The sequence below is a fragment of the Brevundimonas pondensis genome (assembly GCF_017487345.1).
Lineage (GTDB): Bacteria > Pseudomonadota > Alphaproteobacteria > Caulobacterales > Caulobacteraceae > Brevundimonas > Brevundimonas pondensis.
Genome location: NZ_CP062006.1, coordinates 2,681,326 through 2,707,342, shown reverse-complemented (window position 1 = coordinate 2,707,342; position 26,017 = coordinate 2,681,326). Strand labels below are relative to the sequence as shown.

The 26,017-nt window shown below is 68.1% G+C and carries 22 protein-coding genes and 7 pseudogenes; 8 read left to right on the top strand and 21 right to left on the bottom strand.

Annotated features, from left to right (window positions below):
• Positions 1 to 4: 4 nt before the first annotated feature.
• Positions 5 to 2,651, top strand: a pseudogene (gene alaS / locus IFE19_RS13520) (alanine--tRNA ligase).
• 181 nt (positions 2,652 to 2,832) lie between these two features.
• Here the strand turns inward: alaS and recA are convergent.
• From recA to IFE19_RS17745, 10 genes and pseudogenes are all read right to left on the bottom strand, one after another.
• A pseudogene (recA, locus tag IFE19_RS13515) lies at positions 2,833 to 3,910 on the bottom strand (recombinase RecA).
• A gap of 226 nt (positions 3,911 to 4,136) precedes the next feature.
• Positions 4,137 to 4,885 (bottom strand): annotated as a pseudogene (locus IFE19_RS18125) (CHAD domain-containing protein).
• 210 nt (positions 4,886 to 5,095) lie between these two features.
• The gene (locus tag IFE19_RS13500) at positions 5,096 to 5,503 is read right to left on the bottom strand and encodes a CYTH domain-containing protein (protein ID WP_207823111.1); all 408 of its coding nucleotides are present in this window, start codon (positions 5,501 to 5,503) and stop codon (positions 5,096 to 5,098) included.
• A gap of 261 nt (positions 5,504 to 5,764) precedes the next feature.
• Positions 5,765 to 6,445 (bottom strand): annotated as a pseudogene (locus IFE19_RS13495) (SDR family NAD(P)-dependent oxidoreductase); the annotation flags it as partial.
• A gap of 120 nt (positions 6,446 to 6,565) precedes the next feature.
• Positions 6,566 to 6,718 carry a hypothetical protein gene (locus IFE19_RS17770; RefSeq protein WP_225910286.1) on the bottom strand — a complete coding sequence of 51 codons (153 nt, stop codon included), beginning with the start codon at positions 6,716 to 6,718 and terminating at the stop codon, positions 6,566 to 6,568.
• A 38-nt stretch (positions 6,719 to 6,756) separates the two neighbouring features.
• Positions 6,757 to 6,804 (bottom strand): annotated as a pseudogene (locus IFE19_RS17890) (hypothetical protein); the annotation flags it as partial.
• Positions 6,805 to 6,812: 8 nt separating this feature from the next.
• On the bottom strand, positions 6,813 to 7,850 hold the full coding sequence (locus IFE19_RS17760) for an AMP-binding protein (protein ID WP_263972784.1): 1,038 nt from the start codon (positions 7,848 to 7,850) through the stop codon (positions 6,813 to 6,815).
• Positions 7,792 to 8,445, bottom strand: a complete 654-nt coding sequence (locus IFE19_RS17755) for an AMP-binding protein (RefSeq protein ID WP_225910285.1) — start codon at positions 8,443 to 8,445, stop codon at positions 7,792 to 7,794. Before IFE19_RS17755 ends, IFE19_RS17760 begins: the two co-directional genes overlap by 59 nt.
• 86 nt (positions 8,446 to 8,531) lie before the next feature.
• Positions 8,532 to 9,281, bottom strand: coding sequence for a DcaP family trimeric outer membrane transporter (locus tag IFE19_RS17750; protein ID WP_263972839.1), 750 nt, complete (start codon positions 9,279 to 9,281; stop codon positions 8,532 to 8,534).
• On the bottom strand, positions 9,281 to 9,883 hold the full coding sequence (locus IFE19_RS17745) for a hypothetical protein (protein ID WP_225910535.1): 603 nt from the start codon (positions 9,881 to 9,883) through the stop codon (positions 9,281 to 9,283). The genes IFE19_RS17750 and IFE19_RS17745 overlap by 1 nt, the downstream gene beginning before the upstream one ends.
• A 172-nt stretch (positions 9,884 to 10,055) precedes the next feature.
• Between IFE19_RS17745 and IFE19_RS18180 the strand changes: the two genes are divergently transcribed.
• Positions 10,056 to 10,670, top strand: a complete 615-nt coding sequence (locus IFE19_RS18180) for a response regulator transcription factor (protein ID WP_225910284.1) — start codon at positions 10,056 to 10,058, stop codon at positions 10,668 to 10,670.
• A 169-nt stretch (positions 10,671 to 10,839) separates the two neighbouring features.
• Here IFE19_RS18180 and IFE19_RS17740 read toward each other — a convergent pair whose 3' ends face one another.
• The 5 genes and pseudogenes from IFE19_RS17740 to IFE19_RS13470 all read right to left on the bottom strand — a co-directional run bounded on the left by IFE19_RS17740 (position 10,840) and on the right by IFE19_RS13470 (position 15,915).
• Positions 10,840 to 11,853 carry a hybrid sensor histidine kinase/response regulator gene (locus tag IFE19_RS17740; RefSeq protein WP_263972838.1) on the bottom strand — a complete coding sequence of 338 codons (1,014 nt, stop codon included), beginning with the start codon at positions 11,851 to 11,853 and terminating at the stop codon, positions 10,840 to 10,842.
• A complete protein-coding gene (locus IFE19_RS17735) occupies positions 11,820 to 12,353 on the bottom strand; it encodes a PAS domain-containing protein (protein WP_225910283.1) in 534 nt (177 codons plus the stop codon). Before IFE19_RS17735 ends, IFE19_RS17740 begins: the two co-directional genes overlap by 34 nt.
• Positions 12,290 to 12,889, bottom strand: coding sequence for a hypothetical protein (locus IFE19_RS17730; protein WP_225910282.1), 600 nt, complete (start codon positions 12,887 to 12,889; stop codon positions 12,290 to 12,292). Before IFE19_RS17730 ends, IFE19_RS17735 begins: the two co-directional genes overlap by 64 nt.
• Before the next feature lie 8 nt (positions 12,890 to 12,897).
• A complete protein-coding gene (locus tag IFE19_RS17725) occupies positions 12,898 to 14,211 on the bottom strand; it encodes an SLC5/6 family protein (RefSeq protein WP_225910281.1) in 1,314 nt (437 codons plus the stop codon).
• Between the two features lie 97 nt (positions 14,212 to 14,308).
• Positions 14,309 to 15,915, bottom strand: a pseudogene (locus IFE19_RS13470) (MFS transporter).
• 301 nt (positions 15,916 to 16,216) lie between these two features.
• Here IFE19_RS13470 and IFE19_RS13465 point away from each other — a divergent pair.
• Complete coding sequence (locus tag IFE19_RS13465; RefSeq protein WP_207823109.1) at positions 16,217 to 16,372, top strand: hypothetical protein; 156 nt, start codon at positions 16,217 to 16,219, stop codon at positions 16,370 to 16,372.
• A gap of 12 nt (positions 16,373 to 16,384) precedes the next feature.
• Here IFE19_RS13465 and IFE19_RS13460 read toward each other — a convergent pair.
• From IFE19_RS13460 to IFE19_RS13445, 5 genes and pseudogenes are all read right to left on the bottom strand, one after another.
• Positions 16,385 to 17,529 (bottom strand): annotated as a pseudogene (locus IFE19_RS13460) (NAD-dependent succinate-semialdehyde dehydrogenase).
• Complete coding sequence (locus tag IFE19_RS17885; RefSeq protein ID WP_263972783.1) at positions 17,429 to 17,830, bottom strand: aldehyde dehydrogenase family protein; 402 nt, start codon at positions 17,828 to 17,830, stop codon at positions 17,429 to 17,431. Before IFE19_RS17885 ends, IFE19_RS13460 begins: the two are co-directional and overlap by 101 nt.
• A 97-nt stretch (positions 17,831 to 17,927) precedes the next feature.
• Positions 17,928 to 18,266 carry a response regulator transcription factor gene (locus IFE19_RS17720; RefSeq protein ID WP_263972782.1) on the bottom strand — a complete coding sequence of 113 codons (339 nt, stop codon included), beginning with the start codon at positions 18,264 to 18,266 and terminating at the stop codon, positions 17,928 to 17,930.
• 338 nt (positions 18,267 to 18,604) lie between these two features.
• On the bottom strand, positions 18,605 to 19,198 hold the full coding sequence (locus IFE19_RS13450; RefSeq protein WP_207823107.1) for a sensor histidine kinase: 594 nt from the start codon (positions 19,196 to 19,198) through the stop codon (positions 18,605 to 18,607).
• 153 nt (positions 19,199 to 19,351) lie between these two features.
• Positions 19,352 to 19,843 carry a PAS domain-containing protein gene (locus IFE19_RS13445; protein WP_207823105.1) on the bottom strand — a complete coding sequence of 164 codons (492 nt, stop codon included), beginning with the start codon at positions 19,841 to 19,843 and terminating at the stop codon, positions 19,352 to 19,354.
• A 926-nt stretch (positions 19,844 to 20,769) separates the two neighbouring features.
• On the opposite strand from IFE19_RS13445, the gene IFE19_RS17715 reads away from it, so the two are divergent.
• Positions 20,770 to 21,072, top strand: coding sequence for a TorF family putative porin (locus tag IFE19_RS17715; RefSeq protein ID WP_225910509.1), 303 nt, complete (start codon positions 20,770 to 20,772; stop codon positions 21,070 to 21,072).
• 68 nt (positions 21,073 to 21,140) lie between these two features.
• On the opposite strand, the gene IFE19_RS18020 is transcribed toward IFE19_RS17715, so the two are convergent.
• Complete coding sequence (locus IFE19_RS18020) at positions 21,141 to 22,049, bottom strand: hypothetical protein (RefSeq protein WP_207823103.1); 909 nt, start codon at positions 22,047 to 22,049, stop codon at positions 21,141 to 21,143.
• Positions 22,050 to 22,356: 307 nt separating this feature from the next.
• Here IFE19_RS18020 and IFE19_RS18015 point away from each other — a divergent pair, with 307 nt between their 5' ends.
• The 4 genes from IFE19_RS18015 to IFE19_RS13415 are packed head-to-tail and all read left to right on the top strand — an operon-like array spanning position 22,357 to position 26,016.
• Positions 22,357 to 23,091: a methyl-accepting chemotaxis protein gene (locus tag IFE19_RS18015; protein WP_318780448.1), complete on the top strand. Its 735-nt coding sequence runs from the start codon at positions 22,357 to 22,359 to the stop codon at positions 23,089 to 23,091.
• Entirely contained in the window at positions 23,057 to 23,338 is a 282-nt protein-coding gene (locus tag IFE19_RS13425) for an STAS domain-containing protein (RefSeq protein ID WP_207823101.1), read from the top strand. The genes IFE19_RS18015 and IFE19_RS13425 overlap by 35 nt, the downstream gene beginning before the upstream one ends.
• Positions 23,335 to 23,700 carry a response regulator gene (locus IFE19_RS13420; protein WP_207823099.1) on the top strand — a complete coding sequence of 122 codons (366 nt, stop codon included), beginning with the start codon at positions 23,335 to 23,337 and terminating at the stop codon, positions 23,698 to 23,700. The genes IFE19_RS13425 and IFE19_RS13420 overlap by 4 nt, the downstream gene beginning before the upstream one ends.
• 24 nt (positions 23,701 to 23,724) lie before the next feature.
• Positions 23,725 to 26,016 carry a chemotaxis protein CheA gene (locus tag IFE19_RS13415; RefSeq protein ID WP_207823097.1) on the top strand — a complete coding sequence of 764 codons (2,292 nt, stop codon included), beginning with the start codon at positions 23,725 to 23,727 and terminating at the stop codon, positions 26,014 to 26,016.
• Position 26,017 lies beyond the last annotated feature (1 nt).

Sequence of the window (26,017 nt, the reverse complement as noted above, 5' to 3'; positions counted from 1 at the left end):
GCCCATGACCAGCCTGAAACAGATCCGCTCCACCTTCCTCGACTACTTCGCGGCCGACGGCCACGAGAAGGTGCAGTCGGCTCCGCTGGTGCCGCAGAACGACCCGACCCTGCTGTTCGTCAACGCGGGCATGGTGCCGTTCAAGGACTATTTCACGGGCGCCGCCGTGCCCCCCTAAGCGCGCCACCAGCTCGCAGAAGTGCGTGCGCGCCGGCGGCAAGCACAACGACCTGGACAACGTCGGCTATACCGCGCGCCACCACACCTTCTTTTGAAATGCTGGGCAATTTCTCGTTCGGCGACTACTTCAAGGACCACGCCATCGAGAGCGCCTGGGGCCTGCTGACAAAGGAGTTCGGCCTCGATCCCAAGCGCCTTCTGGTCACCGTCTATCACACCGACGACGAAGCCTTCGACATCTGGAAGAAGGTCACCGGTTTCGCCGACGAGAAGATCATCCGCATCCCCACGGCCGACAATTTCTGGGCCATGGGCGACAGCGGCCCGAGCGGCCCCTGCACCGAGATTTTCTACGACCACGGCGACCACATCTTCGGCGGCCCTCCCGGTTCGCCGGACGAGGATGGCGATCGCTTCGTCGAGATCTGGAACAACGTCTTCATGCAGTTCGAGAAGGAGAACGACAAGATCGTTCGCGAACTGCCCAAGAAGTCGGTCGACACCGGCATGGGTCTGGAGCGCATCGCCGCCGTCCTGCAGGGCGTCCACTCCAACTATGAAGTCGACGCTGTTCAAGAGCCTGATCAACGCCTCGGAAGAACTGACCTCGACCAAGGCCGAGGGCGAACGCGCCCCGTCGCACCGCGTCATCGCCGACCATCTGCGTTCGGCCTCCTTCCTGATCGCAGACGGCGTGACCCCGTCGAACGAAGGCCGCGGCTATGTCCTGCGCCGCATCATGCGTCGCGCCATGCGTCACGCCCACCTGCTGGGTTCGACCGATCCGCTGATGCACCGTCTGGTGCCGACCCTGGTCCAGGAAATGGGCGAAGCCTATCCCGAGCTGGGCCGCGCCCAGGCCTTCATCGAGGACACGCTGAAGCAGGAAGAGATCCGTTTCCGCACCACGCTCGGCCGCGGCATGAACCTGTTCGATCAGGCGACGACCGACTTCAAGGCCGGCGACATGCTGGACGGCCAGACGGCCTTCACCCTGTACGACACCTACGGCTTCCCGCTGGACCTGACGCAGGACGAGGCCCGTCGTCGCGGCTTTCTCGGTCAACGCCGACGGCTTCCAGAGCGCCATGGAAGAGCAGCGCGCCCGTTCGCGCGAGCACTGGACCGGCTCGGGCCAGACGGCTTCGGCCGGGGCCTGGCTGGCCCTGCGCGACCAGCACGGCGTGACCGAGTTTACCGGCTATGACAGCGAAACGGGCGAAGGCCAGGTCGTCGCCATCCTGAAGGAAGGCGTCGCGGCCGACGCCGCCGAAGCCGGCGAGGTGGTCGAGGTCGTCCTGAACAAGACCCCCTTCTATGGCGAGGGCGGCGGTCAGGCCGGCGACAAGGGCGGCTTCGTCTGGACCAATGGCGAAGGCCGCGTTCTGGACACCAAGAAGCATGCCGACCTCTTCGTTCACACGGTCCAGGTGGCCCAGGGCGCGGCCCTGACGGTCGGCGCCGTCGTGACCGCCACGGTCGAGCCGGGCTCGCGCCCGACCACCCGCGCCAATCACTCGGCCGCCCACCCGCTGCACGCGGCGCTGAAGAACGTGCTCGGCCCTCACGTCGCCCAGAAGGGCCAGATGGTCGACGCCGAGCGCATGCGCTTCGACTTCAGCCACAACGCCCCGCTGACGGACGAGGAGATCGCCCGCCTCGAGGACGAGGTGAACGCGGTCATCCGCCAGAACCTGCCGACCACCACCCAGCTGATGAACCCCGAGGCCGCGATCGAGGCCGGCGCGGTCGCCCTGTTCGGCGAGAAGTACGGCGACGAGGTCCGCGTCCTGACCCTGGGCCATGCCCTGTCGGGTGACGGCGCCTATTCGGTCGAACTGTGCGGCGGCACCCACGTCGCCCGCACCGGCGACATCGCCCTGTTCAAGATCGTGTCGGAAGGCGGCGTCGCCGCCGGCGTCCGCCGCATCGAGGCCCTGACCGGCGACGCGGCCCGCCGCTTCCTGTTGGAGCAGGCCAATGTCGCCCGCTCGCTGGCCCAGGCCTTCAAGATCCAGACCGCCGACGTCCCGGCGCGCGTGGGAGGCTCTGAGCGCCGAACGCAAGGCGCTGGAGAAGCAGGTAGCCGACCTGAAGAAGCAGCTGGCCCTGGGCGGCGGCGCAGGCGCCAATGCGGCCCCGGAAGAGATCAACGGCGTCACCCTGATCGCCCGCGTTCTGGACGGCGTGGACGGCAAGGGCCTGCGCGGCGTGGCGGAGGACTTCAAGAAGCAGATCGGCTCGGGCGTCGTCGCCCTGGTCGGCGTCACCGACGGCAAGGCGGCCATCACCGTCGCCGCGACGCCGGACATGGCGGGCAAGGTCAATGCGGCCGACCTGGCCCGCGACGCCGTCATCGCCATGGGCGGCAAGGCGCCGGCGGCAAGCCCGACTTCGCCCAGGGCGGCGCGCCTGACGGGTCCAAGGCCGAGGCCGGTCTGGAGGCGGTCCGGGTCGCACTGAAGGGCTGATCGCCCTTGCAGGCTGAAATGACGAAGGGCGGCGCATCGGATGCGCCGCCCTTTTTCCTGAATTCCCGTCAACAAAGAGGCCCGCCCGAGTTTCTCGGGCGGGGCGCTCTGTCCGACCGACCCCGCGGGGTCGGTAGGCGGGTCGCGGGACGACGGACGGAAGCTTGGTCTGAGGGCTGGATCAGCCCTCCAGATCTTGACCTTCGTCAGGCTCGGGCGCGCCCAGCATGTCGTCGGCGATCTTGGCCGTGGACTGGCGCACGGCCTTCTCGATGGCGGCGGCCATGTCGGGGTTGTTCTTCAGGAACTCCTTGGCGTTCTCGCGGCCCTGACCGATGCGGGTGGAGTCGTAGGAGAACCAGGAGCCCGACTTCTCGATGATGTTGGCCTTGACGCCCAGGTCGATGATCTCGCCAATCTTGGAGATGCCTTCGCCGTACATGATGTCGAAGATGACCTCGCGGAACGGCGGGGCGACCTTGTTCTTGACCACCTTGACGCGGGTGGTGTTGCCGACGACCTCGTCGCGGTTCTTGATCGCGCCGGTGCGGCGGATGTCGAGGCGGACCGAGGGCGTAAATTTCAGCGCATTGCCGCCCGTCGTCGTTTCCGGCGAGCCGTACATGACGCCGATCTTGTGACGGATCTGGTTGATGAACAGAACGATGCACTTCGACTTGGAGATCGAGGCCGTCAGCTTGCGCAGGGCCTGCGACATCAGACGGGCCTGAAGGCCGGGCAGGCTGTCGCCCATCTCGCCCTCGATTTCAGCACGGGGGTCAGGGCGGCGACCGAGCCGACCACCACGATGTCCACGGCGCCCGAACGCACCAGGGGTCGACGATCTCCAGCGCCTGTTCGCCGGCGTCGGGTTGCGACACCAGAAGGTCGTCCAGGTTCACGCCCAGCTTCTGGGCGTAGACCGGGTCGAGCGCGTGTTCGGCGTCGACGAAGGCGGCCACGCCGCCCTTCTTCTGGACCTCGGCCACGGTGTGCAGGGCCAGGGTGGTCTTGCCGGAGGATTCCGGGCCGAAGACCTCGATCACCCGCCCGACCGGCAGGCCGCCGATGCCCAGGGCCATGTCCAGGCCCAGCGAACCGGTCGAGACGCTCTCGATCTCGTTCACCAGACCGCCCTTGCCGAGCTTCATCACCGAGCCCTTGCCGAAGGCGCGATCGATCTGCGCGATCGCCGCCTCAAGAGCGCGTTGCTTTTCGCCGTCTTCTTTACCCACGAGCTTCAATGCCGCCTGTGCCATTGGTTTTCTCTCCCTTGCCATGATTCCATTCTGGGCTTTGGGGAGACCCGCCAGGACCCGCTCCCTCTGTGAGACGGACTATGTGCATGGTTTGTTCTGGTTCACAAGATGTTCTCATTTGCGCGATGAGAACAAAATGCGATCTACGACCGTTTTTGACGTGGCTTTCGCGCGGTCCAGAAGGGCCGGGCCTCGTGAAAACGCCCGCAGGCCTTGACCGTAGCGGTTAACAGCGCGGCCTCGTCACGCTCATGCCGACCGATGACGCGCCCGGCGACGAAGGCGACCGCGGGGTCGTCCAGAGCGGCTTCGCCGGAATCCTGTCGCGCGCCACGGCCAGATCGTTGAGCGCGCCAAGCGTGTCCTGCAGCCGTTCCAAAGCCTTCAGATAGCGGGCGCGGCGACGGCGGGCGGGGAACAGGTCGGTGAAGAACTCGGCGGCGTAGCGCAGGCGCTTGGTGCGGATGCGCAGGTGATGGCGGGCCTCGGCGTCCAGATCGAACAGGTCGGGCGCGTTGTTCGACCTGATGGTGCAGCCGGTCCAGGGCCGCGGCCGCGAAGGGGGCGACGGGATCGTCGGGCAGGGCCGCCGTCTCGATCCAGGCCGTCGTCTCCAGCATCAGCAGGGCGTAGCGCGGCGAGGCGATAGCCTTGAGCACGCGGTCATAGGCCTGTCCCCGCGCGGTCAGCAGATGACGCCCCAGGGGCGCGAGCTCGGGCGGGGGCCGCCTGTGCCGTGGGGTGGAAGATGTCGCGGATGAAGACGTCCAGATCGCGGGCGGCGTCGGCCTCGTGCGCCAACCACTTCAGTTCGGTCTCGATGCCCTCGCGGCCCGTCTCAGCCAGCAGGGGCTTGAAGACGCCGACGGCGGCGCGCAGGCGGCGCAGGCCCACCCGCATCTGATGCACGGCCTCGGGGCGGCGCACGACGCGCAACAGTTCGGCATTGGCCGAGACCTGGGCTAGGCAGGCCATGGCGATGCGACGGAAGGCGACGGCTGTCGTCGCGTCGGACGACAGGGGCGTGGCGACAGCGCGGCGCGGGCAGCGGCTGATCCCGTCGGCGAGCCGCCAGCCGCGCTCGGCCTTGCTCTCGAACACCGGGACGATGGCCAGGTCGCGCGCCAGTCGCCGGGCGAGGCTGAACAGGGCGGCGGGGCGCCCGCCTTCAGTTCCAGCTCCAGTTCATAGATGGGTTCGCGTTTCTCGTCCGCCGACAGCTCGCCCGGCGTCGAAGGCGACCTCGATCCGGGCGCCCTCCCAGCCGACCATGCGGATGCGGCGCACGACCGTGGTGGCGAAGCGGGCCGCCAAGTCGGCGCGACGGCCCTTCAGCAGCCGGTGGGCGGGCGTGGCTTTCAACGCGGCGCGGTCGAGCGCTTCGGAGGCGACGGGGACCTCCCACTCATCGCGGGCGGTCTGGCCGGGGGCGGTCTGGCGCTTCAGGGTCTGGACGAAGCCGTCTGGCGTGGTCCGCACCCGCAGGCCGCACCCCGCCGCGCGCAGCACGCCGTCGGGGGTGTCGAAATAGACCGAGCGCAGGGACTGGCTGGTCTGCGGCCCCTGCAGCGCCGGATGCCCCGACAGACGCACGACCGCGCCGGGGCCGAGGGCGGAACTTCAGCTCGGTTTCGGTCGCGGGCGAGGCCATGGGGGAGTTTAGGCCTCTCGGCGTCATCCCGGAAGCAGCGAAGCTGGAGGGCGCGCTGAGCGCTCTATTCCTTCCGTCATCCCCCGGTCCGCGCCGCTGCGCGGCTTGCCGGAGGATGACGGAAGGGAAAACTCAGTCCCGCGCCACCTGGAAGCCGGCGAAGGACTGGCTGACGGGCATCAGCTCAAGCGCATTGATGTTCAGGTGCGCCCGGCAGGGCCGCGACCCAGAACAGGGTCTCGGCGATGTCCTCGCCGGTCATCGGCTGGGCGCCGCCGTAGAGGGCGTCGGAGGCGGCCTGATCGCCGCTGGTGCGGACAAGGGTGAACTCGGTCTCGGTCATGCCGGGCTCGATGGAGGTGACGCGCACGCCCGTGCCGTGCAGGTCGGAGCGCAGGCCCAGCGAGAACTGGCGCACGAAGGCCTTGGTGCCGCCATAGGCGTTGCCGCCCTTGTAGGGATAGGTCGCGGCCACGGAGCTGATGTTCAGGATGGGCGCCCTTGCGCGCGATCAGGCGCGGCAGCAGGCGGCGCGTGATGGTCACCAGACCGGTGATGTTGGTGTCGATCATCTGACGCCACTGGTCCAGATCGGCGTCCTGTGCGGCGGCGGTGCCCAGGGCGAGCCCTGCGTTATTGATCAGGACGTCGATGTCGCGGAAACCGGCGGGGAGGGCGTCCAGGGCGGCGTCGATGGCGGCCTCGTCGCGGATGTCGAAGACGAGGGGATGGACCACGTCCGCGCCCAGCTCAGCGACCAGTTCGTCCAGTCGTTCGGCGCGGCGGCCGGTGGCGATAATCTTCCAGCCCGCTGAGGCGAAGCGGCGCGCCGCGGCCTGTCCGATGCCCGAAGTGGCGCCGGTGATGAGGACGGTTCCGCTCATGGTCTGCTCCTGTTCGCTCTCGGGGCTGTCTAGCGCCGCCATGGCTCAGGCTCAAATGAAAACGGCCGACGCCCCTTTCGGAACGCCGGCCGCTTGCTCCGGGAGAGCCGGGGAGGGTCGTCAGGCGGCCCGGTTCTTCACCAGATCGTCGACGACCGAAGGGTCGGCCAGGGTCGAGGTGTCGCCCAGGGCGCCGATCTCGTTCTCGGCGATCTTGCGCAGGATGCGCCGCATGATCTTGCCCGATCGGGTCTTGGGCAGGCCGGCGCCCACTGGATCACGTCCGGCGCGGCGATGGGGCCGATCTCCTCGCGGACCTGGGCGACCAGGGCCTTGCGCAGGGCGTCGGTCGGCTCGATCCCCTTGTTCAGGGTGACATAGGCGTAGATGCCCTGACCCTTGATGTCGTGGGGAAGCCGACCACCGCAGCCTCGGCCACGTCGTCGTGCAGGACCAGGGCGCTCTCGACCTCGGCCGTGCCCATGCGGTGGCCCGAGACGTTGATGACGTCATCGACCCGGCCGGTGATCCAGTAGTGCCGTCGGCGTCGCGGCGGCAGCCGTCGCCGGTGAAATACTTGCCCGGATAGGTCGAGAAATAGGTGTCGAAGAAGCGCTGGTGATCGCCATAGACGGCGCGCATCTGGCCCGGCCAGCTGTCGGTGATGCACAGGTTGCCCTCCGTCGCGCCCCTCCAGAACGACGCCTTCGGCGTCCACGATCTGCAGTTCGACGCCGGGCAGGGGCTTGGTCGCCGAGCCGGGCTTGAGGTCGGTCGCGCCCGGCAGGGGCGAGACCAGGACGCCGCCGGTCTCGGTCTGCCACCAGGTGTCGACGATGGGCAGGCGACCTTCGCCGACCACTTCATGATACCAGCGCCAGGCCTCGGGATTGATCGGCTCGCCGACGCTGCCCAGCAGGCGCAGCGACTGGCGGCTGGTCGCCTTCACCGGCGCATCGCCTTCGCGCATCAGGGAGCGCAGGGCCGTGGGGGCGGTGTAGAAGATCTCGACCTTGTGCTTGTCGATGACCTGCCAGAAACGGCTGACGCTGGGATAGTTGGGCACGCCCTCGAACAGCAGGGTTGGCCCCATTGGCCAGCGGGCCATAGACGCCATAGAGTGGCCGGTCACCCAGCCCACGTCGGCGGTGCACCAGAAGACCTCGCCGGGGCGGTAGTCGAACACCAGTTCGTGGGTGTAGCTGGCCCAGAACAGATAGCCTCCGGTGGTGTGCAGTACGCCCTTGGGCTTTCCGGTCGAGCCCGAGGTGTAGAGGATGAAGAGCGGGTCTTCGGCCTGCATCGGCTCGGGATGGCAGTGGGTGGTGACCGCCTTGGCCTCGGTTTCATAGTCCAGGTCGCGGCCCTCGACGAAGCCCACGTCCGCGCCGGTGTGGCGGATCAAAAGGACGCCGCCGACGCCCTGGACCTTCTCCAGCGCCTTGTCGGCATTGGCCTTCAGCGGGACCTTCTTGCCGCCGCGGCAGCCCCTCGTCGGCGGTGATGACGAAGGTCGAACCGCAGTCCTCGATGCGCCCGGCGATGCTGTCGGGCGAGAAGCCGCCGAAGATGACCGAGTGGACCGCGCCGATCCGCGCGCAGGCCAGCATGGCGTAGGCGGCCTCGGGGATCATGGGCAGATAGATTGTGACGCGGTCGCCTTTGCGGACGCCGTTGGCCTTGAGCACATTGGCAATGCGGCAGACGCGTTCGTGCAGCTGGCCGAAGGTAACGTGCTCGCTGTCGGTCGGCTCGTCGCCTTCCCAGATGATGGCCGTATCGTTTTCGCGGTGGGGCAGGTGGCGGTCGATGCAGTTGGCCGAGACGTTCAGCACCCCGTCCTCGAACCAGCGGATGCGGAAGTCTTCCTTGTTGAACGAGACGTCCTTGATCTTCGACGGGAAGGTCATCCAGTCGAGGCGCTTAGCCTGCTCGCCCCAATAGGCGTCCGGGGTCTCGCGCGCCGCGATCCGGGCCGCGTCATAGCCGGCGCGGTCCATGTGAGCGCGGGCGGCCAGGTCGGCGGGGACGGATAGATTTCCGGATCAGTGGACACGCGTTTCCTCCAGTCTCGATCTTTTCTTGGTCAGAAGCCGTATTTGGCGAACAGGATCAGACGGGTCATGTCGCCGTCCAGTCCCGATTCCAACTTGCGGTCAGCGAACATCAGTTCGGCTCCGACATCAAACGCCGTGACCGGCGACCAGATGAGGTTGGCATGGAGGCTCTGGGCCGAGCGGTTGGCGCCGGTCCCGGTCAGCAGGACGTCGTTGTCCACCCTCTGCGCCGACCAGATCAGGCTGGAGCGCCAGCCGGGCGTCCAGACGTGGCGATAGGCGGCGAAGCCGGCGATCACGCCGATGGCGTCCAGCTGGCCCGAGGCGTCCAGCACCGCGTCGTTGGAGAAGTTCAGCCCGACGTAACGACCGATGCCCTCGCCGCCGGTCAGCATCAGACGGATGTCGTCCCGGGCGCCGACCTTGATCTTGGTCGAGGCCGACAGGCCCAGCCGGTCGCCGTGTCGTCGAGCGGCGCTGGCCGGGTTCTCGTATTTCAGCTGACGCAACAGGCCCGCGAACTGCAGGTCGCCCCACGGACGGCTGATCGCATAGCGGGCCGTCAGGTCGGGCAGGCTGTTGTCGTCGGCGATGATCCGCGCGCCGCCGCCGAAGGGGGTGACGGTGGTCTCGGGGTTCTCGACCGCGATCGAGAAGGGACCGCGCGTGTAACGCACCTGCACTTGCCGTGCGAAGACAGTGCCCTCGGCGGCGCCGACAAAGTCCGCAGACTCTGGCAGGACGGCGGTGTTCTGGAAGTTGGTCCACTCCTGGCCGATCAGCCAGTTGTCGATGGTGACAAAGGCGCGGCGCAGGGCGGGGTCGAGGCGCTGGTGATGCGCTGATCGCCGGTTCCGGGCAGGCTCTGGAAGTCCATCTCCAGCCGCGTGCCGACCTTGCGGCCGCCGACCAGACCGTCGGTGGTCAGCCAGAAGCGCGTCTGGCGGGCGTTGAAGTCCAGCGCCGTGTCTTCTTCGGCGCCGCCGATGGGGATGGACCCGGGCAGGTGATAGTCGCGCAGCAGGTCGCCGTTGGCCGGATCGCCGCCGGAATAGCTGGAGGCCATGGCGTCGACCTTGACGAAGCCGCCGAACTTGACCGTGTGGTCGCCGATGCGGAAGCCTTCCTCGCGCGTCGTGGTCGAGACGGGCGTCGGCGCGGCGGCGCGGCCGGGCGGGTTTCCAGACGGATGATGTCCTGGGCTTGCGCACTCTGCTGCGTGCGCGCGGCGGCGACCTCGGACTTCAGGCTGTTCAGCTCGGCTTCGAGCTGGGCGATGCGCGCCTCGAGGGGCCGCATTGGCGTCCTGCGCCCAAACGGCGCCGGGCGCGAACAGGAGCGCAGCCGCAGCCGCGCCGCCGAGCAGGCGGAATCTTCCCATGTCATGTCCTCCCGGGTTCATCTGATGCGAACCTCGAGACCGCAGCATTCCGCGCGAGGGCGGTTTGCGGCCATTAGCCATTGGTCTAGTTTCGACCAAAGTCGAGGCGCGGCATGGTGTCGTCACAACGCGGCCTCGACCCGAAAAAGAACCGCGCGCGGGAAGGATTTTCATGGATCGCATCGTCGTCGCCGACGACCACCCTCTGTTTCGGGCGGCGTTGAGATCGGCCGTCGAAAAGGCCGCGCCCGGCGCCGTGATTGCGGAATGCGCCAGTCTGGCCGAGGTTCTGGCAGCGCTAGGCGAGGGGCGCGACCGACCTGCTGCTGCTGGACCTGAAGCTGTCGGACAGCGAGGGCATGGGCGGGTTGACGCGTATTCGCGCGGATCATCCCGCCGTGCCGGTGGCCGTGGTCTCGGCCAGCGAGGAGCCGCCGACCGTGCGCCGGGCCTGACGCTGGGCGCCGCCGGCTTCATCCCCAAGTCCGCCGCCCTGCCGGTCATGGTCGAGGCCATCACCGCGATCCTGTCGGGTGAGGCCTGGGCGCCTGACGTAGGCGCGCCTGGACCCGAGGAAGGTGATCTGGAGAGCCGCATCGCCAGCCTGACCCCGTCACAGCTGCGCATCCTTGAAGGTCTGCGGGCCGGACGGCTGAACAAGCAGATCGCCTTCGACCTCGGCGTCACCGAAGCCACCATCAAGGCCCACCTGACCAGCGTCTTCCGCAAGCTGGGCGTCCACAACCGGACCCAAGCGGTGATCCTGGCCCAGTCGATCGATCTGTAACTCCCCTCTCCCCTTGAGGGAGAAGGTGGCCCGTCAGGGCCGGATGAGGGGTGTCGTCGCGACGTTTGAAAAGGTCGTTGATCGTTTGCTCGGGACTTCCGACGAAGCGCTCAGACCCCTCATCCGTCAGGCTTCGCCTGCCACCTTCTCCCTCAAGGGGAGAAGGGAACTAGCGCGACAGAAACGCCTTCAACGCCGCCGGTTTGACCGGCTTGGGCAGCAGGACGGCGCCCGCCGCCGTGGCCGTCTCCTTCAAGCCCTCGCGGGTGTCGGCGGTGACCAGTCCGATGCGGCGCAGGCCTCGCGCCCGCAGGGCGTCCACCACGCTCAACCCGTCCGCACCGTCGCCCAGATGCAGGTCCACCAGAGCCGCGTCGAACGGCCCCGCCGCCGCGATTCCTTCGGCCACGGTGCGCGCCGTCGTCGTCTGCGCGCCCCAGCGGCTGAGCAGGGCCGTCAGGGCGTCGAGGATGGCCGGCTCGTTGTCCACGCACAGCACCCGCAGGCGCCGCCAGCGGCAACCGCGCGTCGCCCTCGGCCGGAACGGCGGGCGCGACCTGCGCCTTGGCGCGCGGCGCGCTGATGCGGAAGGTGGTTCCGCGCCCGACGCGCGAGGCCATCGACAGCGGGTGGCGCAACAGGTCCGACAGCTTCTGCACGATGGCCAGACCCAGGCCTGCGCCCGGCTCGTCCACCGGGCGCCGGGCAGGCGCACGAACTCGCCGAAGACGCTTTCACGATCCGCGTCGGGGATGCCGCGCCCGGTGTCGCAGACCAGCATCCGCACGGTGTCGCCGTCGCGCCGGGCCCCGACCAGAACCCGGCCCCGGTCGGTGTAGCGAATGGCGTTGGCCGTCAGGTTCTGCAACATGGAGCGCAGCAGGTCGTGGTCGGAGGCGATCCACAGGCCCGACGGCACGACTGTCAGCCGCAGGCCCTTGGCCCGCGCCATGGGGGCGAACTCGCGGCGCAGTTCGGCGAACAGGGCGTCCAGCGACAAGGGGGCCACGGCGGGCTGGACCCCGCCCGCCTCCAGCTTCGACAGGTTCAGCAACGCCGTCAGCAGGCGGTGGGCGCTGTCAATCGAGCGGTCGGCGTTGGTGGCCAGACCGCGCGCGGCCGAGCCTGACGCCAGCGAGGGCTCTTCCTTCAGGGCGGCGATGAACAGACGGGCGGCGTGCAGGGGCTGCAGTAGGTCATGGCTGGCGGCGGCGAGGAAGCGGGTCTTCGATGCGGTGGCGTCCTCGGCCAGACGGCGGGCTTCTTCGAGTCGGTCGGTGCGGTCGGCCACGCGGGCCTCCAGCCGCTCGTTGGCTTCCTCCAGATCGCGGGCGGCGCGGCGCAGGGCGGTGATGTCGGTATAGCTGGTGGCGTAGCCGCCGCCGGGGATGGGGCGCCGGAGGAGCGCAGGATACGGCCGTCGGGCTGCTCGCGCTCGTGGTCGTGGGGAATGCGGCGGGCCAGGGCCTCCAGCCGTCGCTCGATCCAGGCTTCGATGTCGCCGGGGTCGGTCTCGCCGCGTTCGGCGTTCAGGCGATAGACGGCGGCGATGGGCAGGCCGACGTGGACGAAACCGGCGGGCAGGTTGAACATCTCGACATAGCGCCGGTTCCAGGCGGTCAGGCGTAGGTCCTCGTCCACCACGCTGACGCCCTGGTCGATGTTGTCGAGCGTGGTCTGCAACAGGTCGCGGTTGAACTGAACCGCCTGCGAAGCCTCGTCCAGCATCCGCACCACGTCCTCGGGCGCGCGCCCTCCGGCGGCCAGGGCGGCGGCGATGACGCGGCGGGCCGAGGCGGCGCCGATGGCCCCGCCAGCATCCGCTCGGCGGCGCGGGCCAGACCGGCGTCGGCGGGGTCGGCGTCGCGCAGCTCGCGGTCAGTCTCGCGCGCCCAGGCGGCGAAGGCGCGCTCGGCCCGCTCGTCGCCGATGAAGCGGGCGACCAGGGCCTTGAGGTCGCCGACCGAGGCCCCGGCGGAGGCGCCGCGCCCCTCCATCCAGTCCGGCCCCAGCCGGTCGGCGAAGGCGCGCGCCTGAACCCGATCGATCAGGCGCGGACGGCTCAGCTTGGACACGGCGACGAAGACGCCGAGGTTCAGGCTCAGGCTGAGGAAGACTCCCGCCGCATAGGGGTCGGTCAGCCCCAGCATGGCCGGGATGTTCAGGCCGAAACCAGGCGCCAGTTGCGGCGCCGCCAGCATGACCAGCCAGACCGTCATGCCGACGCTCAAGCCCGCCAGCGCCCCGCGCGAGCGCCCCTCCGCGCCACAGCACCGCGCCGAACAGGGCGGGCGCCAACTGGGCCAGGGCCGCAAAGGACACCAGCCCCATGGCCGCCAGTCCGCTGGACTGGTCCATGGCCTGATAATAGATCCAGGCCATCAGCAGCAGGGCGACGATGGCGACCCGACGGATGTTGAGGATGGCGCGCGCCATGTCGCCCGCGCTCGCTCCCCGCCTGCGTCGCTCGGCGGCCAATAACGGCAGGACCAGATTGTTGGACACCATGGCCGACAGGGCCACGGCCTCGACGATGACCATGGCCGTCGCCGCCGAAAAGCCGCCGACGAAGACGATGGCGGTCAGGGCCGACTGGCCGGAGTTCAGCGGCAGGGCCAGCACCAGCAGGTCGGGATTGACGTGGGGGGGCGAACAGGCCCCCGCCGCCACCAGGGGCAGGACCGCTAGACTGGTCAGCAGCAGATAGACTGGGAAGATCCAGCGCGCGGCGCACCTGGGCCGGGTCGCCGCCCTCGACGAAGGCGACGTGGAACTGACGCGGCAGGCAGAAGATGGCCAGGGTCGCCACCAGGGTGATGGCCCAGAAGCGTCCGTCCAGATCGGGCCAGCGCGCCAGATCGCCCAGGCTGGCCGTCACGTCGGCGGAGGCGGGCGCATGGCGCAGCAGCATCAGGGCGAAGGCCGCCACCGCCAGCAGGGCGGTCAGCTTGACGATGGACTCGATGCCGATGGCCTGGATCAGGCCGCGGTTGTGCTCAGTCAGGTCGGGACGGCGCGCGCCGAACAGGATGGCGAACCCGGCCAGAACCCCGGCCATGACCAGAACCGTCAGGCTCTCGGAGCCCGCCACCGGCGTCCCGGCGGTGATCATTTCCCCCGCCATCGACAGGGATTTCAGCTGCAGGGCGATGTAGGGCAGGGACCCCAGGATGGCGACGGCGGCGACCGCCGCGCCCAGGGCCGGGCTCTTGCCGTAGCGCGAGGAGATGAAGTCGGCCATCGAGCCGACGTTCTCGCGCCGGGCGGCCGCCGCGATCCGCTTCCACAGCGGGAACAGCACCGTCACCCCCAGCGCCGGGCCGATATAGATGGGCAGGTATTCCCACGCCGACCGCGCCGCCGTCCCCACCGCCCCGTAATAGGTCCACGAGGTGCAGTAGATGGCCAGCGACAGCGCATAGAGCGACGGCCCCAGCGCCCCGCCGCGCGTCCTGATCGACGGCCGCTCGTACCACCAGGCCACCGCGAACAGGGTCGCCATATAGGCGGCCACGAGGGCCAGGGTCGCGAGGCTGAACATGACCGGCATCTGGGACGGAGCAGGGCTGTGGGACAAGAACAAAAGAGGGGCGGCCGGAAACCGGACCGCCCCTGCAGGTTGGCGAAGCTTATCGACCTCAGTCGTGGATGTTCACGTCCTTGCCTTCCTTCACGAAGAGGACGCCGATGATCAGGGTCAGCACCGCGATCGCGATGGGGTACCAGAGGCCGTAGTAGATATTGCCCGTGGCCGCGACCATGGCGAAGGCCGTGGTCGGCAGGAAGCCGCCGAACCAGCCGTTGCCGATGTGATAGGGCAGGGACATGGAGGTGTAGCGCACCTTGGTCGGGAACATCTCGACCAGGGCGGCGGCGATCGGGCCGTAGACCATGGTCACATAGAGCACCAGCAGGAACAGGATGCCGATCACCATGGGCTTGTTGACCAGGGCGCTGTCGGCCTTGGCCGGATAGCCGGCCTCGGTCAGGGCGGCGGTCAGACCGGCGTCCCAGGTCTTCTTCTGGGCATCGAAATCGGCCTTTGCCAGGACCTTGCCGTTGAAGCTTTCGACCACGCGGTCGCCGATGCGGACCTGGGTCACGGTCCCGGCGGGGGCGGCCTCGTTGACATAGGTGACGCCGGCCTTGGCCAGGTGGGTCTTGGCCAGGTCGCAAGAGCTGTTGAAGACGGTCTTGCCCACCGGGTCGAACTGGAAGTGGCAGTCGGCCGGGTCGGCGTAGACGGTCACCGGCGCCGAGGCGGCGGCGGCGGCCAGACGCGGGTTGGCCGCGCCGGTCAGGGCGTTGAACAGCGGGAAGTAGGTCAGGGCGGCCAGCAGGCAGCCGACCATGATGATGGGCTTGCGCCCGATCTTGTCCGACAGCCAGCCGAAGAAGACGAAGAAGGGCGTCGCCAGGGCCAGGGCGGCGGCGATCAGGATGTTCGACAGGGCCGGATCGACCTTCAGCGTCTTCTCGAGGAAGAAGAGGGCGTAGAACTGGCCTGTGTACCAGACCACGGCCTGACCGGCGGCGAGACCGAACAGGGCGATCAGCACCAGCTTCAGGTTGGGCCACTTCATGAAGCTGTCCTTCAGCGGCGTGGTCGAGGCCCTTGCCTTCGGCCTTCATGCGCTGGAAGGCCGGGCTTTCCGACAGCTTCAGGCGGATCCACAGGGGAGACGCCCAGCAGCAGGATCGAGACGATGAAGGGGATGCGCCAGCCCCAGCTGACGAAGGCTTCCTCGCCCACGGCGAAGCGGACGCCCAGAATGACCATCAGGCTGAGCAACAGGCCCACGGTCGCCGTGATCTGGATGAAGGAGGTGTAGAAGCCGCGTTTGCCGTGCGGAGCGTGCTCGGCGACGTAGGTGGCGGCCCCGCCGTATTCACCGCCGAGCGCCAGACCCTGGATCAGGCGCATCAGCACCAGAATGATCGGCGCGGCGATGCCGATGGCCGCATAGGGCGGCAGCAGGCCGACCACGAAGGTCGACAGGCCCATCAGCAGCATGGTGACGAGGAAGGTGTTCTTGCGCCCCCACAGGTCGCCCATGCGGCCGAAGACGATGGCCCCGAACGGACGCACCGCGAAACCGGCGGCGAAGGCCATCAGGGCGAAGATGAAGCCGGTGGTCTCGTTCACGCCCGAGAAGAACTGGGCGGAGATGATCGCGGCCAGCGAGCCGTAGAGATAGAAGTCGTACCATTCGATGACGGTGCCGACGGACGACGCAAGGATCACCAGCCGGTCGTTCTTGTCGTGTGCTCCGCGCCCTCCGCCGCACCCACGGTGCGGTCGGTCATGGGCAGTCCCTTCCTTTAGAGCCGCGTGGCGCGGCCGTTTCCTCGCGATCCTGTTGCCGGATCGTCGAAAGGGAGAGTGACAGCAGGTCGCGGGCTTTGGAGAGAGCGACTTTGGTCGAACGGCGGCGTCTGTCCTGTCCGAATGTCAGAACAGGGAGGTTTCCCTGTTGTCCCGGACGGCGACTGCCGCCACATGAAGGTCTGACGTCGCCGTTCGGCGGCCTGGCGCGAGGACATCCATGGCCCGCAAGCCCAACTACAGCTTTGAACGACAGGAACGCGAGCGCGCGGAGGCCAAGAAGGCCGAGGCCAAGGCGGCGGCGAAGGCCGCCAAGCGCGCGGCCAAGGCCGCCGGTCGCGCCGAAGGCGAGGATGAGGCGCTCTCCGAAGACTGACGTCTTCAGGGCCTACAGGCCCATGCAGAGGTACTTGATCTCCAGGTAGTCCTCGATGCCGTGGCTGGAGCCTTCGCGGCCTTGGCCAGACTGCTTGATCCCGCCGAAGGGCGCGACCTCGGTGGAGATCAGGCCGGTGTTGACGCCGATCATGCCGGTCTCCAGAGCCTCGGCCACGCGCCAGACACGGCTCAGGTCGCGCGCATAGAAGTAGCCGGCCAGACCAAAGATGGTGTCGTTGGCCAGGGCGATCCCTTCTTCTTCTGTTTCGAAGCGGACGACGCCGGAGACGGGGCCGAAGGTCTCCTCGCGGCACATCTTCATGTCCTGGGTCACGCCCGACAGGACGGTCGGCTGGAAGAAGGTCATGCCCAGCTCATGGCGGGCTCCGCCGGTCAGCAGGGTCGCGCCCTTGGCCAGGGCGTCGGCGACGTGTTCCTCGACCTTCTTCACCGCCTTCTCGTCGATCAGGGGGCCGATCTGGACGCCGTCGTCCAGGCCGTTTCCGACCTTCAGCGCCTCGCTCGCCTTGGTCAGCTTGGCGACGAACTCATCGTGGACCGCCGCCTGGACATAGAAGCGGTTGGTGCAGACGCAGGTCTGACCCGCATTGCGATATTTGGAGGCCACGGCGCCCGCCACTGCGGCGTCCACATCGGCGTCGTCGAAGACCAGGAAGGGAGCGTTGCCGCCCAGCTCCAGGCTCATCTTCTTGATGGTCTCCGACGACTGCTTCATCAGCAGGCGGCCGATTTCGGTTGAGCCGGTAAAGCTGATCTTGCGCACCATCTCATTGGACGTCAGCTCGCCGCCGATGGCCGAGGCCGAGCCGGTGACGACGTTGAAAAGGCCGGGTGGAAAGCCCGCTTCTTCCGCCAGAACGGCCAGGGCCAGGGCCGTCAGCGGCGTCTGACTGGCGGGCTTGAGCACCACGGCGCAGCCGGCGGCCAGGGCCGGGCCGACCTTGCGGGTGATCATGGCGGCGGGAAGTTCCATGGGGTGATGGCCCCCACCACCCCGACCGGCTGGCGCAGGGTCATCAGACGCTTGGAAGCGTCATAGGTCGGGATGACCTCGCCATAGGTCCGCTTTCCCTCTTCGGCGAACCATTCGATGAAGCTGGCGGCATAGGCGATCTCGCCCCTGGCCTCGGTCAGGCTCTTGCCCTGCTCGCGCGTCAGCAGGCGCCCCAGCGCCCTCCTGCTCGCTCATCATCAGGTCGAACCAGCGGCGCAGGATGCGGGCGCGTTCACCCGCCGTCTTTGCGGCCCAGGGCTTCCTCGCGGCCTCGGCGGCGGCGACGGCGCGCCGGGTCTCGGCCGCGCCCATGTCGGGCGCGCTGGCCAGCACCTCGCCTGTCGCCGGGTTGGTCACCTCGAAGGTCGCGCCGTCGTCGGCGTCGATCCAGCGGCCGTCGACATAGGCCTGGCGGCGAAGCAGGCGGGCGGGATCGGACATGGGCGGCTCCTGACGCGAAGGGAGCCATCATAACGCGCCGCAAGGCCTGTGGCTGCAAGACGACGAAACGTCCAAAGGCCAGGGAGGCGGCCTCGTCCTAGCCCAGGGTCATACCCATGCGGACCAGGGCCGACAGGCTGTCCGCCTCCATCTTGGTCATGACCTTGGCGCGGAAGACCTCCACCGTGCGCGGGCTGATGTCCAACGCCAGGGCGATGGCCTTGTTGGAATCGCCGTGGATCAGGGCGTCGAAGACCTGACGCTCGCGCGGCGTCAGGCGCGCCAGGCGCAACTCGACGGCTGCGCGCGCGCCCTGTTGCTGGTTCAGATCGGTCAAGCGCGCCAGGCAGCCGCGCACCGTCTCGATCAGCCGGGGCGGATCAAAGGGCTTTTCGATGAAGTCGACCACGCCCGAGCGCATCATCTGCACCACCATGGGCACATCGGCGTGACCGGTGATGACGATGACGGCCAGGCCGCGCCTCGCTTCTCTCCGACGCGGCGAACCACCTCGGCGCCGTCCATGCCGGGCATCCGCATGTCGGTGATGACGCAGGCCATCGGATCTTCAGGCAGGGCGGAAAAGAAGTCGTCGCCGCTGGCGAACCCGCGCGCGCGAGATCCCCTCGCCACGCAGCAGCGTCAGCAAGGATCGCGGACCGCCGCGTCGTCGTCGATGATGAATACGGAATGGAGGCTCATGTGTACTCGCCGACCGCTTCGCGGATCAGGTTAAACGAGAAGGCGGCTCCCCCAAAGCGCTTCTTGCGACAGTCAACTTTCCCCGTGACTTTCCACGATCGTACGCGTGACAGACAGGCCCAGACCCATGCCGCCGGACTTGGTCGAGGTCATGGGCTGGAACATGTGTTCGGCCTGATCGTCGGCCAGACCCGGGCCGTTGTCCTCGACGCTGATCGCATATTGCGTTTCAGACAGGACGCGACCGTTGATGACGACGTCAGGCTCGGGCCGTTCGCTCACGGCTTCGACCGCGTTGCGGACCAGATTGACGATCGCTTGCTGGGATTGGATGCGCTCGGCGCGGACCTGATCCGTGTCGCGCTGCAAGTCCATGCGGATCGTCACGCCCTTGGCGGCGCCGATCATGGTCAGGACCGGCCCCAGGTCCTCGATCATTGATGAGGCGCGCTCCTGATCCAGGCATCGTACCTCCAGCGACAGGAGTTCGCGCATGCGGCGGATGATCTTGCCCGCGCGCAGCAATTGGGTCTTGGCCAGTTCCGTGGTGCGAAGGGCGCTGTCGCCCAGCGGACCCGCCTTCTCCATGTCCATCTGGCTGGCGTGCAGATAGGTGGCGGCGGCGCTGAGCGGCTGGTTCAGCTCATGGGCCAGGGTGGCGGCCATCTCGCCCAGGGAATTCAGCCGCCAGACCTTGTTCAGCTGGGTGTGCAGTTCACGCGCCCGAGCGTCGGCCGCGTGCCAACGACTGAGGTCGGTCAGGCAAAGGGCGATCAGGTCTTCTCCCCGCGGGACCGGGGACGCGGCCGCACTGGATGTTCAGGGGAAGGTCACGCCATCGGCACGTGTTCCGTTCCAGTGACCGTCCGCCGACTCCAGCGCGCCATAGGTCATCTCCGGATGATAGACGGCCGATGTGTCAAAGGCGGGCACCAGGCTGTCGAAGGCGCTGCCTCGAACAGCGGTTTCGTCGATGCCGAACAACTGGGCCGCCGCAGGGTTCATGCGCCGGATCGCACCGTCCGTTTCAAGGGTGACGACCGGCACGGTGGTCAGGACGGTGTTTAGCAAGGCATCCTGGGCGGCCAGTCTGTGGGTCAGCAGATCGGCGTGCGCCCTCAGTTGACGCAAACCGATGCAGACTTCGGCCACAGCCCAGGCCACCAGGGTGAACAAGGCGGCGTTGGTCGCTGCGTCGATGGCGCTCTCGCGCGGGACCAGCATCAGGTTCAGAGCGATGGACAGGGCCACGGCCAGAGCCACGGCGGAGCGGCGAGCCAGCAGGGCCGTGATGATCACCGCAGGAAGCATGGGCAGGTAGTAGAAGTGGCCCAGCCCTTCGAGCAGGGAAGCGCGCCGCCAGGGCGCCGCCGACCGCCACGGTCGCCAGAATCAAACCGCCCCAACGACTACGCGATGCGGTCGTTGCAGCTGTCAGCATGTTTTTCATCGCGGGATGAATTAGGTCTTCCTCACGGAATGGCGGGGTCTTGGATGCAGAGGTTTGCGGTGAGGCGTTCTATAGAATCTGGCCACGGCGGGCCTTCTATACATTGGTCGTAGTTAACGCAATTCGTCGGGTAACCTTGATCATCTCGATTCCAGGCGGCCCTCCTGGCCTCTATAGGGGCAGAAAAATGGCGATTACTATAGTTTCTCGTGTATTAATTCTGAAGTCTTGGTTCTGGGGTGAGGCGAGGTTGATGCTGTCGGGGCGGACGGGGAATCGGCCAGTGATCTTCCGAACTATGCGGGATTTTACGTAGTTCTGGATTTACAGAAATCTACGTTTGTCAGCGCAAGAACGACCTCAGGATCACTGAGGTAAAAATGCTCTTCAAAACGAAAAGCAATGGGCGTCAGAACGGCGCACGTTTCATTCCGTCCTTGTCGGCCTGTCGGGCCTCATGGCGGCAGGGGCTGTTCAGGCTCATGCGGTAGACGTCCAGGTCGGCGTCGCCAGCGAATACGTCGGCAAGGGCCTGGGCAAGAGCGCCGGGGACCCGAGCGTCAACGGAACGCTCGGAAATTTCGGGCGGCGACTTCTACGCCAGCGTCTTCGCTTCCACCGCCAAGCTGTCGCAGGGCTCGGACGCCGAGATCGTCAGCGCCATCGGCTGGCGTCCCGAAGCCGCCGGCTACAAGTTCGACTTCTCGGTGGCGAACCGTGACCTGCCGGCGCGCGCGCCGGCGTCGACGCCAATTTCTGGGAATACCAGGCCGACGCCTCGCGCAAACTGGGACCGGTCAACACCCGCCTGCGCGTCAACTATACGCCTGATGGTTTCGCCGGCACGCGTGAAGCCTGGTGGGTCGAGCTGCAGGGCACGGTTTCAGTCGGACCCAGGACCAAGGCCTCGGTCGCCATCGCCGACCGCACCGCTGACGGCGGGGCCGAATACGCCGCCTGGAACATCGGCGTGAAGCACAAGCTGACCGACAAGCTGTCGGCTGATCTGCGCTGGTACGACACCGACAGCCATGCGCTGGGCGAGAACTACGACGGCCGCCTGGTGGGCGCGCTGACGTTCGCGCTCTGAGTCGATTGAACAGAAATCCGGGGAGAAGATCAATGAGCATGCTGAACGATCTGAAGATCGAAAGAAAACTAATGGCGGCCTTCGCCGTGGTCATCCTGGCGATCGTCGCCATGGGCGGCACGGTCTTCATGCAGGTCAATGCATTGGAGAAGGCGCGCATGGACCGCGTGCGCGCCTCCGCCGTGCAGCGCGAGGCCGAGTCCGCAAATTCTATCTGGCGCGCCAGGAGAGCAGCTATCGCGGCTTCCTGCTGTCGCGTGACCCCTATTATCTGGAGCGGCTGTCCGCTCACGGCGAATTTCGGCAAGAGCCTGGATCGGATCACGCAGCTGGACCGCACCAGCGAGGATGAGGTCCGCGCCGCTCGCGCCGCCGCCGCCGAATGGACCCGGAACGTGGTCGAGACCGGACGCGTGCTGGTCGCCGACTCCGCGACCTATGGTCAGGCCGTGGCCATGGTCGGTCGCGAAGGCGCCGCAGACAAGTATATCAGCCCGGCAGAGGACGCGCTGGAAGCCCTGGTCGAAGAAGAGAAGGCGCAGCAGAGCCGCGTCTATGGCGAGGTTCAGGACACCGTCGCCAAGTCGGTGCGGATGGTGCTGATCGGCGGGGTCGTCGTTCTGGCCCTGATCATCGCCGCCGCCATGGCCTTCATGCTGACCAACCTGCTGGGCAAGCCCCTGCTGTCGATGACCTCGGCCATGCGTCGGCGGCGGCGGCGACACCTCGATCATCGTCCCGGCCATGGGCCGCAAGGACGAGGTCGGCCAGATGGCCTCGGCCGTGACGGCCTTCAAGGACGCCGCCATCGCCAACGCCCGTCTGGAAGCCGAGGCCGTGGCCCAACGCGCGCCGCCGCCGAGGAGGAGCGCGTCCGCGTCGAGGCCGAGAAGGCCCGCGCCGCCGAAGAGGATCGAGTCGCCATCACCGCCCTGGCCGAGGGCCTGCAGGCCATGGCCGGCGGCGACCTGACCCACCGCATGACGGCCGAGGTCTCGCCCAAGGCCGCGCAGCTGAAGACCGACTTCAACGCCGCCATCTCGCAGCTGGAACAGGCGGTCGCCGTAGTCGTGACCAATGTCGCCGCCATCCGTTCGGGTTCCAGCGAGATTTCGCAGGCCTCGGACGACCTGTCGCGCCGCACCGAGCAGCAGGCCGCCAGCCTGGAGGAAACCGCCGCCGCCCTGGACGAGATCACCGCCACGGTGAACCGGACCGCCGACGGCGCCCGTCAGGCCTCTGGCGTGGTCCAGGCCGCGCGGCGACGCCGAGAAGAGCGGTCAGGTGGTGCGCGACGCCGTCGAGGCCATGACCGCCATCGAGCAGTCCTCGGCCCAGATCGGCAACATCATCGGCGTCATCGACGAGATCGCCTTCCAGACCAATCTTCTGGCCCTGAACGCCGGGGTCGAGGCCGCCCGCGCGGGCGACGCCGGTCGTGGTTTCGCGGTCGTGGCCTCCGAAGTGCGGGCCCTGGCCCAGCGCTCGGCCGAGGCGGCGAAAGAGATCAAGACCCTGATCTCCGCCTCGGGCCAGCAGGTCGGGGCGGGCGTGACCCTGGTCGGTCAGACCGGCGAGGCCCTGCAACGCATCGTCAGCCGCGTGGCGGAAATCGACGGCCTGGTCTCGGAAATCTCGGCCTCGGCCCAGGAACAGGCCACCGGCCTGCAACAGGTCAACACCGCCGTGAACCAGATGGATCAGGTGACCCAGCAGAATGCGGCCATGGTCGAGCAGTCGGCCGACCGCCGCCAGCCACTCGCTGGCCCAGGAGGCCGACGTTCTGGCGTCCTCGGTGTCGCGTTTCCGCACCGGCCACGCCGCGGCGCCTGTCGCCGTGCGCAAGCCGGGCGCCGGCCGCGGCTCCCGCTCCGGCCCGCACGCCGGAACCGGTGGCCCAGACCATCGCCGCGCTCAAGACCGTCGGTCGCGGCGGCGCCGCCCTCAAGGCGCAGCCGATCGAAGACGGTTGGGAAGAGTTCTGATGTCGACCCTGATCGCCCTTCCGGCCGTGCTTGACCTGCGCGCGGCCGACCCCCTCAAGGCGCAGCTCCTGGCCGTGCGCGGCCAGGAGACGGCGCTGGACGCCTCGGCTGTCGAGCGTCTGGGCGGCCTCTGCCTTCAGGTCCTGCTGTCGGCGCTGGCGACCTGGCGCGCTGACGGTCAGTCCTTGACCTTCATCAATGTTTCCGAGGCCTTCGCCTCGCAATGGAGCGCCTTCGGCGCCTCCGCCTCTGATCTCGCTATGCAAGGCGAACCCGCATGACCAAGACCGTTCTCACCGTCGATGACTCACGCACCATGCGCGACATGCTGATGCTGGCGTTGAAAGACGCCGGCTATCGCGTGGTTCAGGCCGAGGACGGGGTCCACGGTCTGGAGGTGCTCCAGGCCGAAAGCCCGGACATTGTCATCACCGACATCAACATGCCCCGCATGGACGGCTTCGGCTTCATCGAGGGCATGCGCGCGGACCCCAACCATAAGGCCACCCCGGTCCTGGTCCTGACGACCGAGAGCGACGCCGCCAAGAAGCAGCGCGCCCGCGACGCCGGCGCCACCGGCTGGATCGTCAAGCCCTTCGACCCGGCCAAGCTGGTCGACGCCGTTCGTCGCGTCGCGGCCTGAGCCCAGAAGACTGAGGACTACAGGATGAGCGACGATCCGTTCGAGGCCATCAAGGTCACCTTCTTCCAGGAGTGCAGCGAACTGCTGGGCGATCTGGAAGCCAACCTGCTGGCGCTGGAGACCGGCGAGGGCGACATCGAGACGATCAACGCCGTCTTCCGCGCCGTCCACTCGGTCAAGGGCGGGGCAGGGGCCTTCGGTCTTGAAGACCTGGTGCGCTTCGCCCACGTCTTCGAGACCCTGATGGACGAGCTGCGCTCGGGCCGCAAGGAATGCGACGACGTCACGATCAAGACCCTGCTGCGCGCCTCCGACGTCCTGGCCGACCACATCGCCGCCGCTCAAGGGACCGGCGCGCCGGTCGATGCCGCGCGTTCCGCCGGTCTGGTGGCCGAGCTGGAAGTTCTGACCCACGGCGTGGCCGCCTCGGTCGCCCCCGCGCCGGTCGCCGCCGCCGCTGACGAAGACGACTTCGGTTTCACGCCCCTGACGCTGGACCTGGCCGACTTCGGCGCCCCGGCCGAACTGCCCTCGCTGGATCTGCCGCCGCTCGACCTGCCCGGCCTGGCCGCGCCGTCGGCCGCCGGCTGGCGCATCGTCTTCCGCCCGCATCCGCGTCTCTACGCCAGCGCCAACGACGTCAGCCTGCTGCTGCGCGAACTGGCTCGCCTCGGTCCGACCTCGGTCGAGCTGGACGACAGCGGCCTGCCCATGCTGGACGCTCTGGACGCCGAGGACGCCCACCTGATCTGGACGATCGCGCTGTCGGGCGACGCCTCCGAAGCCGCCGTTCGCGACGTCTTCGACTTCGTCGAGATGGACTGCGACCTGAGCATCACCGCCCTGGGCGACGCCCAGCCCGCGGTCGAGGCCTCGCTGCCGCCTCTGCCGGTTCTGGACGCGGCCCCCGCCGAGCCTGAGTTCGACATCGCCGCCCTGCTGGCCAAGGCCGCCGCGCCGGTCGAATCCGTCGCCCCGGTCGAAGCTCCCGCGCCAGTCGTTGCTGCGGCTTCGGTTCCGACCCCTGCGCCCGTCGCCGCCGCGCCCAAGCCGGTCGCGCCCGCCGCTCCGGCTCCGACTCTGGCCGCCGCGCCTTCAGCCCCGGCCGCCGTCGCCCCGGTGACCATCCGCGTCGATCTGGATCGGGTGGATCGCCTGATCAACGTGGTCGGCGAGCTGGTCATCCAGCAGGCCATGCTGGCCCAGCGCGTCATGGAGAGCGGCCTGGCCCGCTCGTCCGACATCGCCCTGGGTCTGGAGGACCTGGAGCTGTTGACGCGCGACATTCAGGACAGCGTCATGGCCATCCGCGCCCAGCCGGTGAAGTCGGTGTTCCAGCGCATGCCGCGTCTGGTTCGCGAAGTCGCTGATATGACGGGCAAGCGCGTGCGTCTGGTCACCTCGGGCGAGGACACCGAGGTCGACAAGACCGTGGTCGAGCGCCTGGCCGAGCCCATCACCCACATGCTGCGCAACGCCATCGACCACGGTCTGGAAAGCACGGAAGAGAGAGAGGCCGCCGGCAAGCCCGCCGAGGGTGTCGTGCGCCTGGCCGCCCTGCACCGCTCGGGCCGCATCGTCATCGAGATCGCCGACGACGGCAAGGGCATCAACCGCCCCCGCGTGCGCGGCATCGCCGTGGATCGCGGCCTGATCGCCGAGGACGCCGTCCTGACCGACGACGAGGTCGACAACCTGATCTTCCTGCCGGGCTTCTCGACCGCCGAGACCATCACCGACGTCTCCGGCCGGGGCGTGGGCATGGACGTGGTCAAGCGTTCGATCCAGGCCCTGGGCGGCCGCATCTCGATCAGCTCGGTTCCGGGCAAGGGCTCGACCTTCACCCTCAGCCTGCCGCTGACCCTGGCGGTGCTGGACGGCATGGTGGTGTCCGCCGCCGATCAGACCCTGGTCGCGCCCCTGTCGGCCATCGTCGAAAGCCTGACGCCGCGCGTCGAGGATATCCATTACGTCGGCGGTCATGACGCCGTGATCCGCTTCCGCGAGGAGTTCGTGCCTCTGGTGGACGTGGGCCGGGTCATGGGCTTCCGCGACGACGCCACGCCCCTGACGGGCGGGGTGGTCATGATCGTCGAGACCGAGGCCGGCTCGCGCGCCGCCCTGCTGGTGGACGCCATCAACGGCCAGCGCCAGGTGGTCATCAAGAGCCTGGAAACCCACTACCGCCACGTCGACGGCGTCTCCGCCGCGACCATTCTGGGCGACGGCAGCGTCGCCCTGATCCTCGACATCGACGCCCTGGTCATCGCCGGGCGCCGCAAATCCAATCGTCCTGAACTGAAGATGGCGAGCTGAG

Coding starts and splice junctions, on each gene's coding strand:
- IFE19_RS17755 (WP_225910285.1), bottom strand. CDS start 8,445: ATGGACCGCGCCGGCTATGACGCGGCCCGGATCGCGGCGCGCGAGACC.
- IFE19_RS17745 (WP_225910535.1), bottom strand. CDS start 9,883: ATGGGAAGATTCCGCCTGCTCGGCGGCGCGGCTGCGGCTGCGCTCCTG.
- IFE19_RS18180 (WP_225910284.1), top strand. CDS start 10,056: ATGGATCGCATCGTCGTCGCCGACGACCACCCTCTGTTTCGGGCGGCG.
- IFE19_RS17730 (WP_225910282.1), bottom strand. CDS start 12,889: ATGACGGTCTGGCTGGTCATGCTGGCGGCGCCGCAACTGGCGCCTGGT.
- IFE19_RS17725 (WP_225910281.1), bottom strand. CDS start 14,211: ATGTTCAGCCTCGCGACCCTGGCCCTCGTGGCCGCCTATATGGCGACC.
- IFE19_RS13465 (WP_207823109.1), top strand. CDS start 16,217: ATGGCCCGCAAGCCCAACTACAGCTTTGAACGACAGGAACGCGAGCGC.
- IFE19_RS17885 (WP_263972783.1), bottom strand. CDS start 17,830: ATGTCCGATCCCGCCCGCCTGCTTCGCCGCCAGGCCTATGTCGACGGC.
- IFE19_RS17720 (WP_263972782.1), bottom strand. CDS start 18,266: ATGGTGGTGCAGATGATGCGCTCGGGCGTGGTCGACTTCATCGAAAAG.
- IFE19_RS13450 (WP_207823107.1), bottom strand. CDS start 19,198: ATGGCCGCCACCCTGGCCCATGAGCTGAACCAGCCGCTCAGCGCCGCC.
- IFE19_RS13445 (WP_207823105.1), bottom strand. CDS start 19,843: ATGCTTCCTGCGGTGATCATCACGGCCCTGCTGGCTCGCCGCTCCGCC.
- IFE19_RS13425 (WP_207823101.1), top strand. CDS start 23,057: ATGTCGACCCTGATCGCCCTTCCGGCCGTGCTTGACCTGCGCGCGGCC.
- IFE19_RS13420 (WP_207823099.1), top strand. CDS start 23,335: ATGACCAAGACCGTTCTCACCGTCGATGACTCACGCACCATGCGCGAC.
- IFE19_RS13415 (WP_207823097.1), top strand. CDS start 23,725: ATGAGCGACGATCCGTTCGAGGCCATCAAGGTCACCTTCTTCCAGGAG.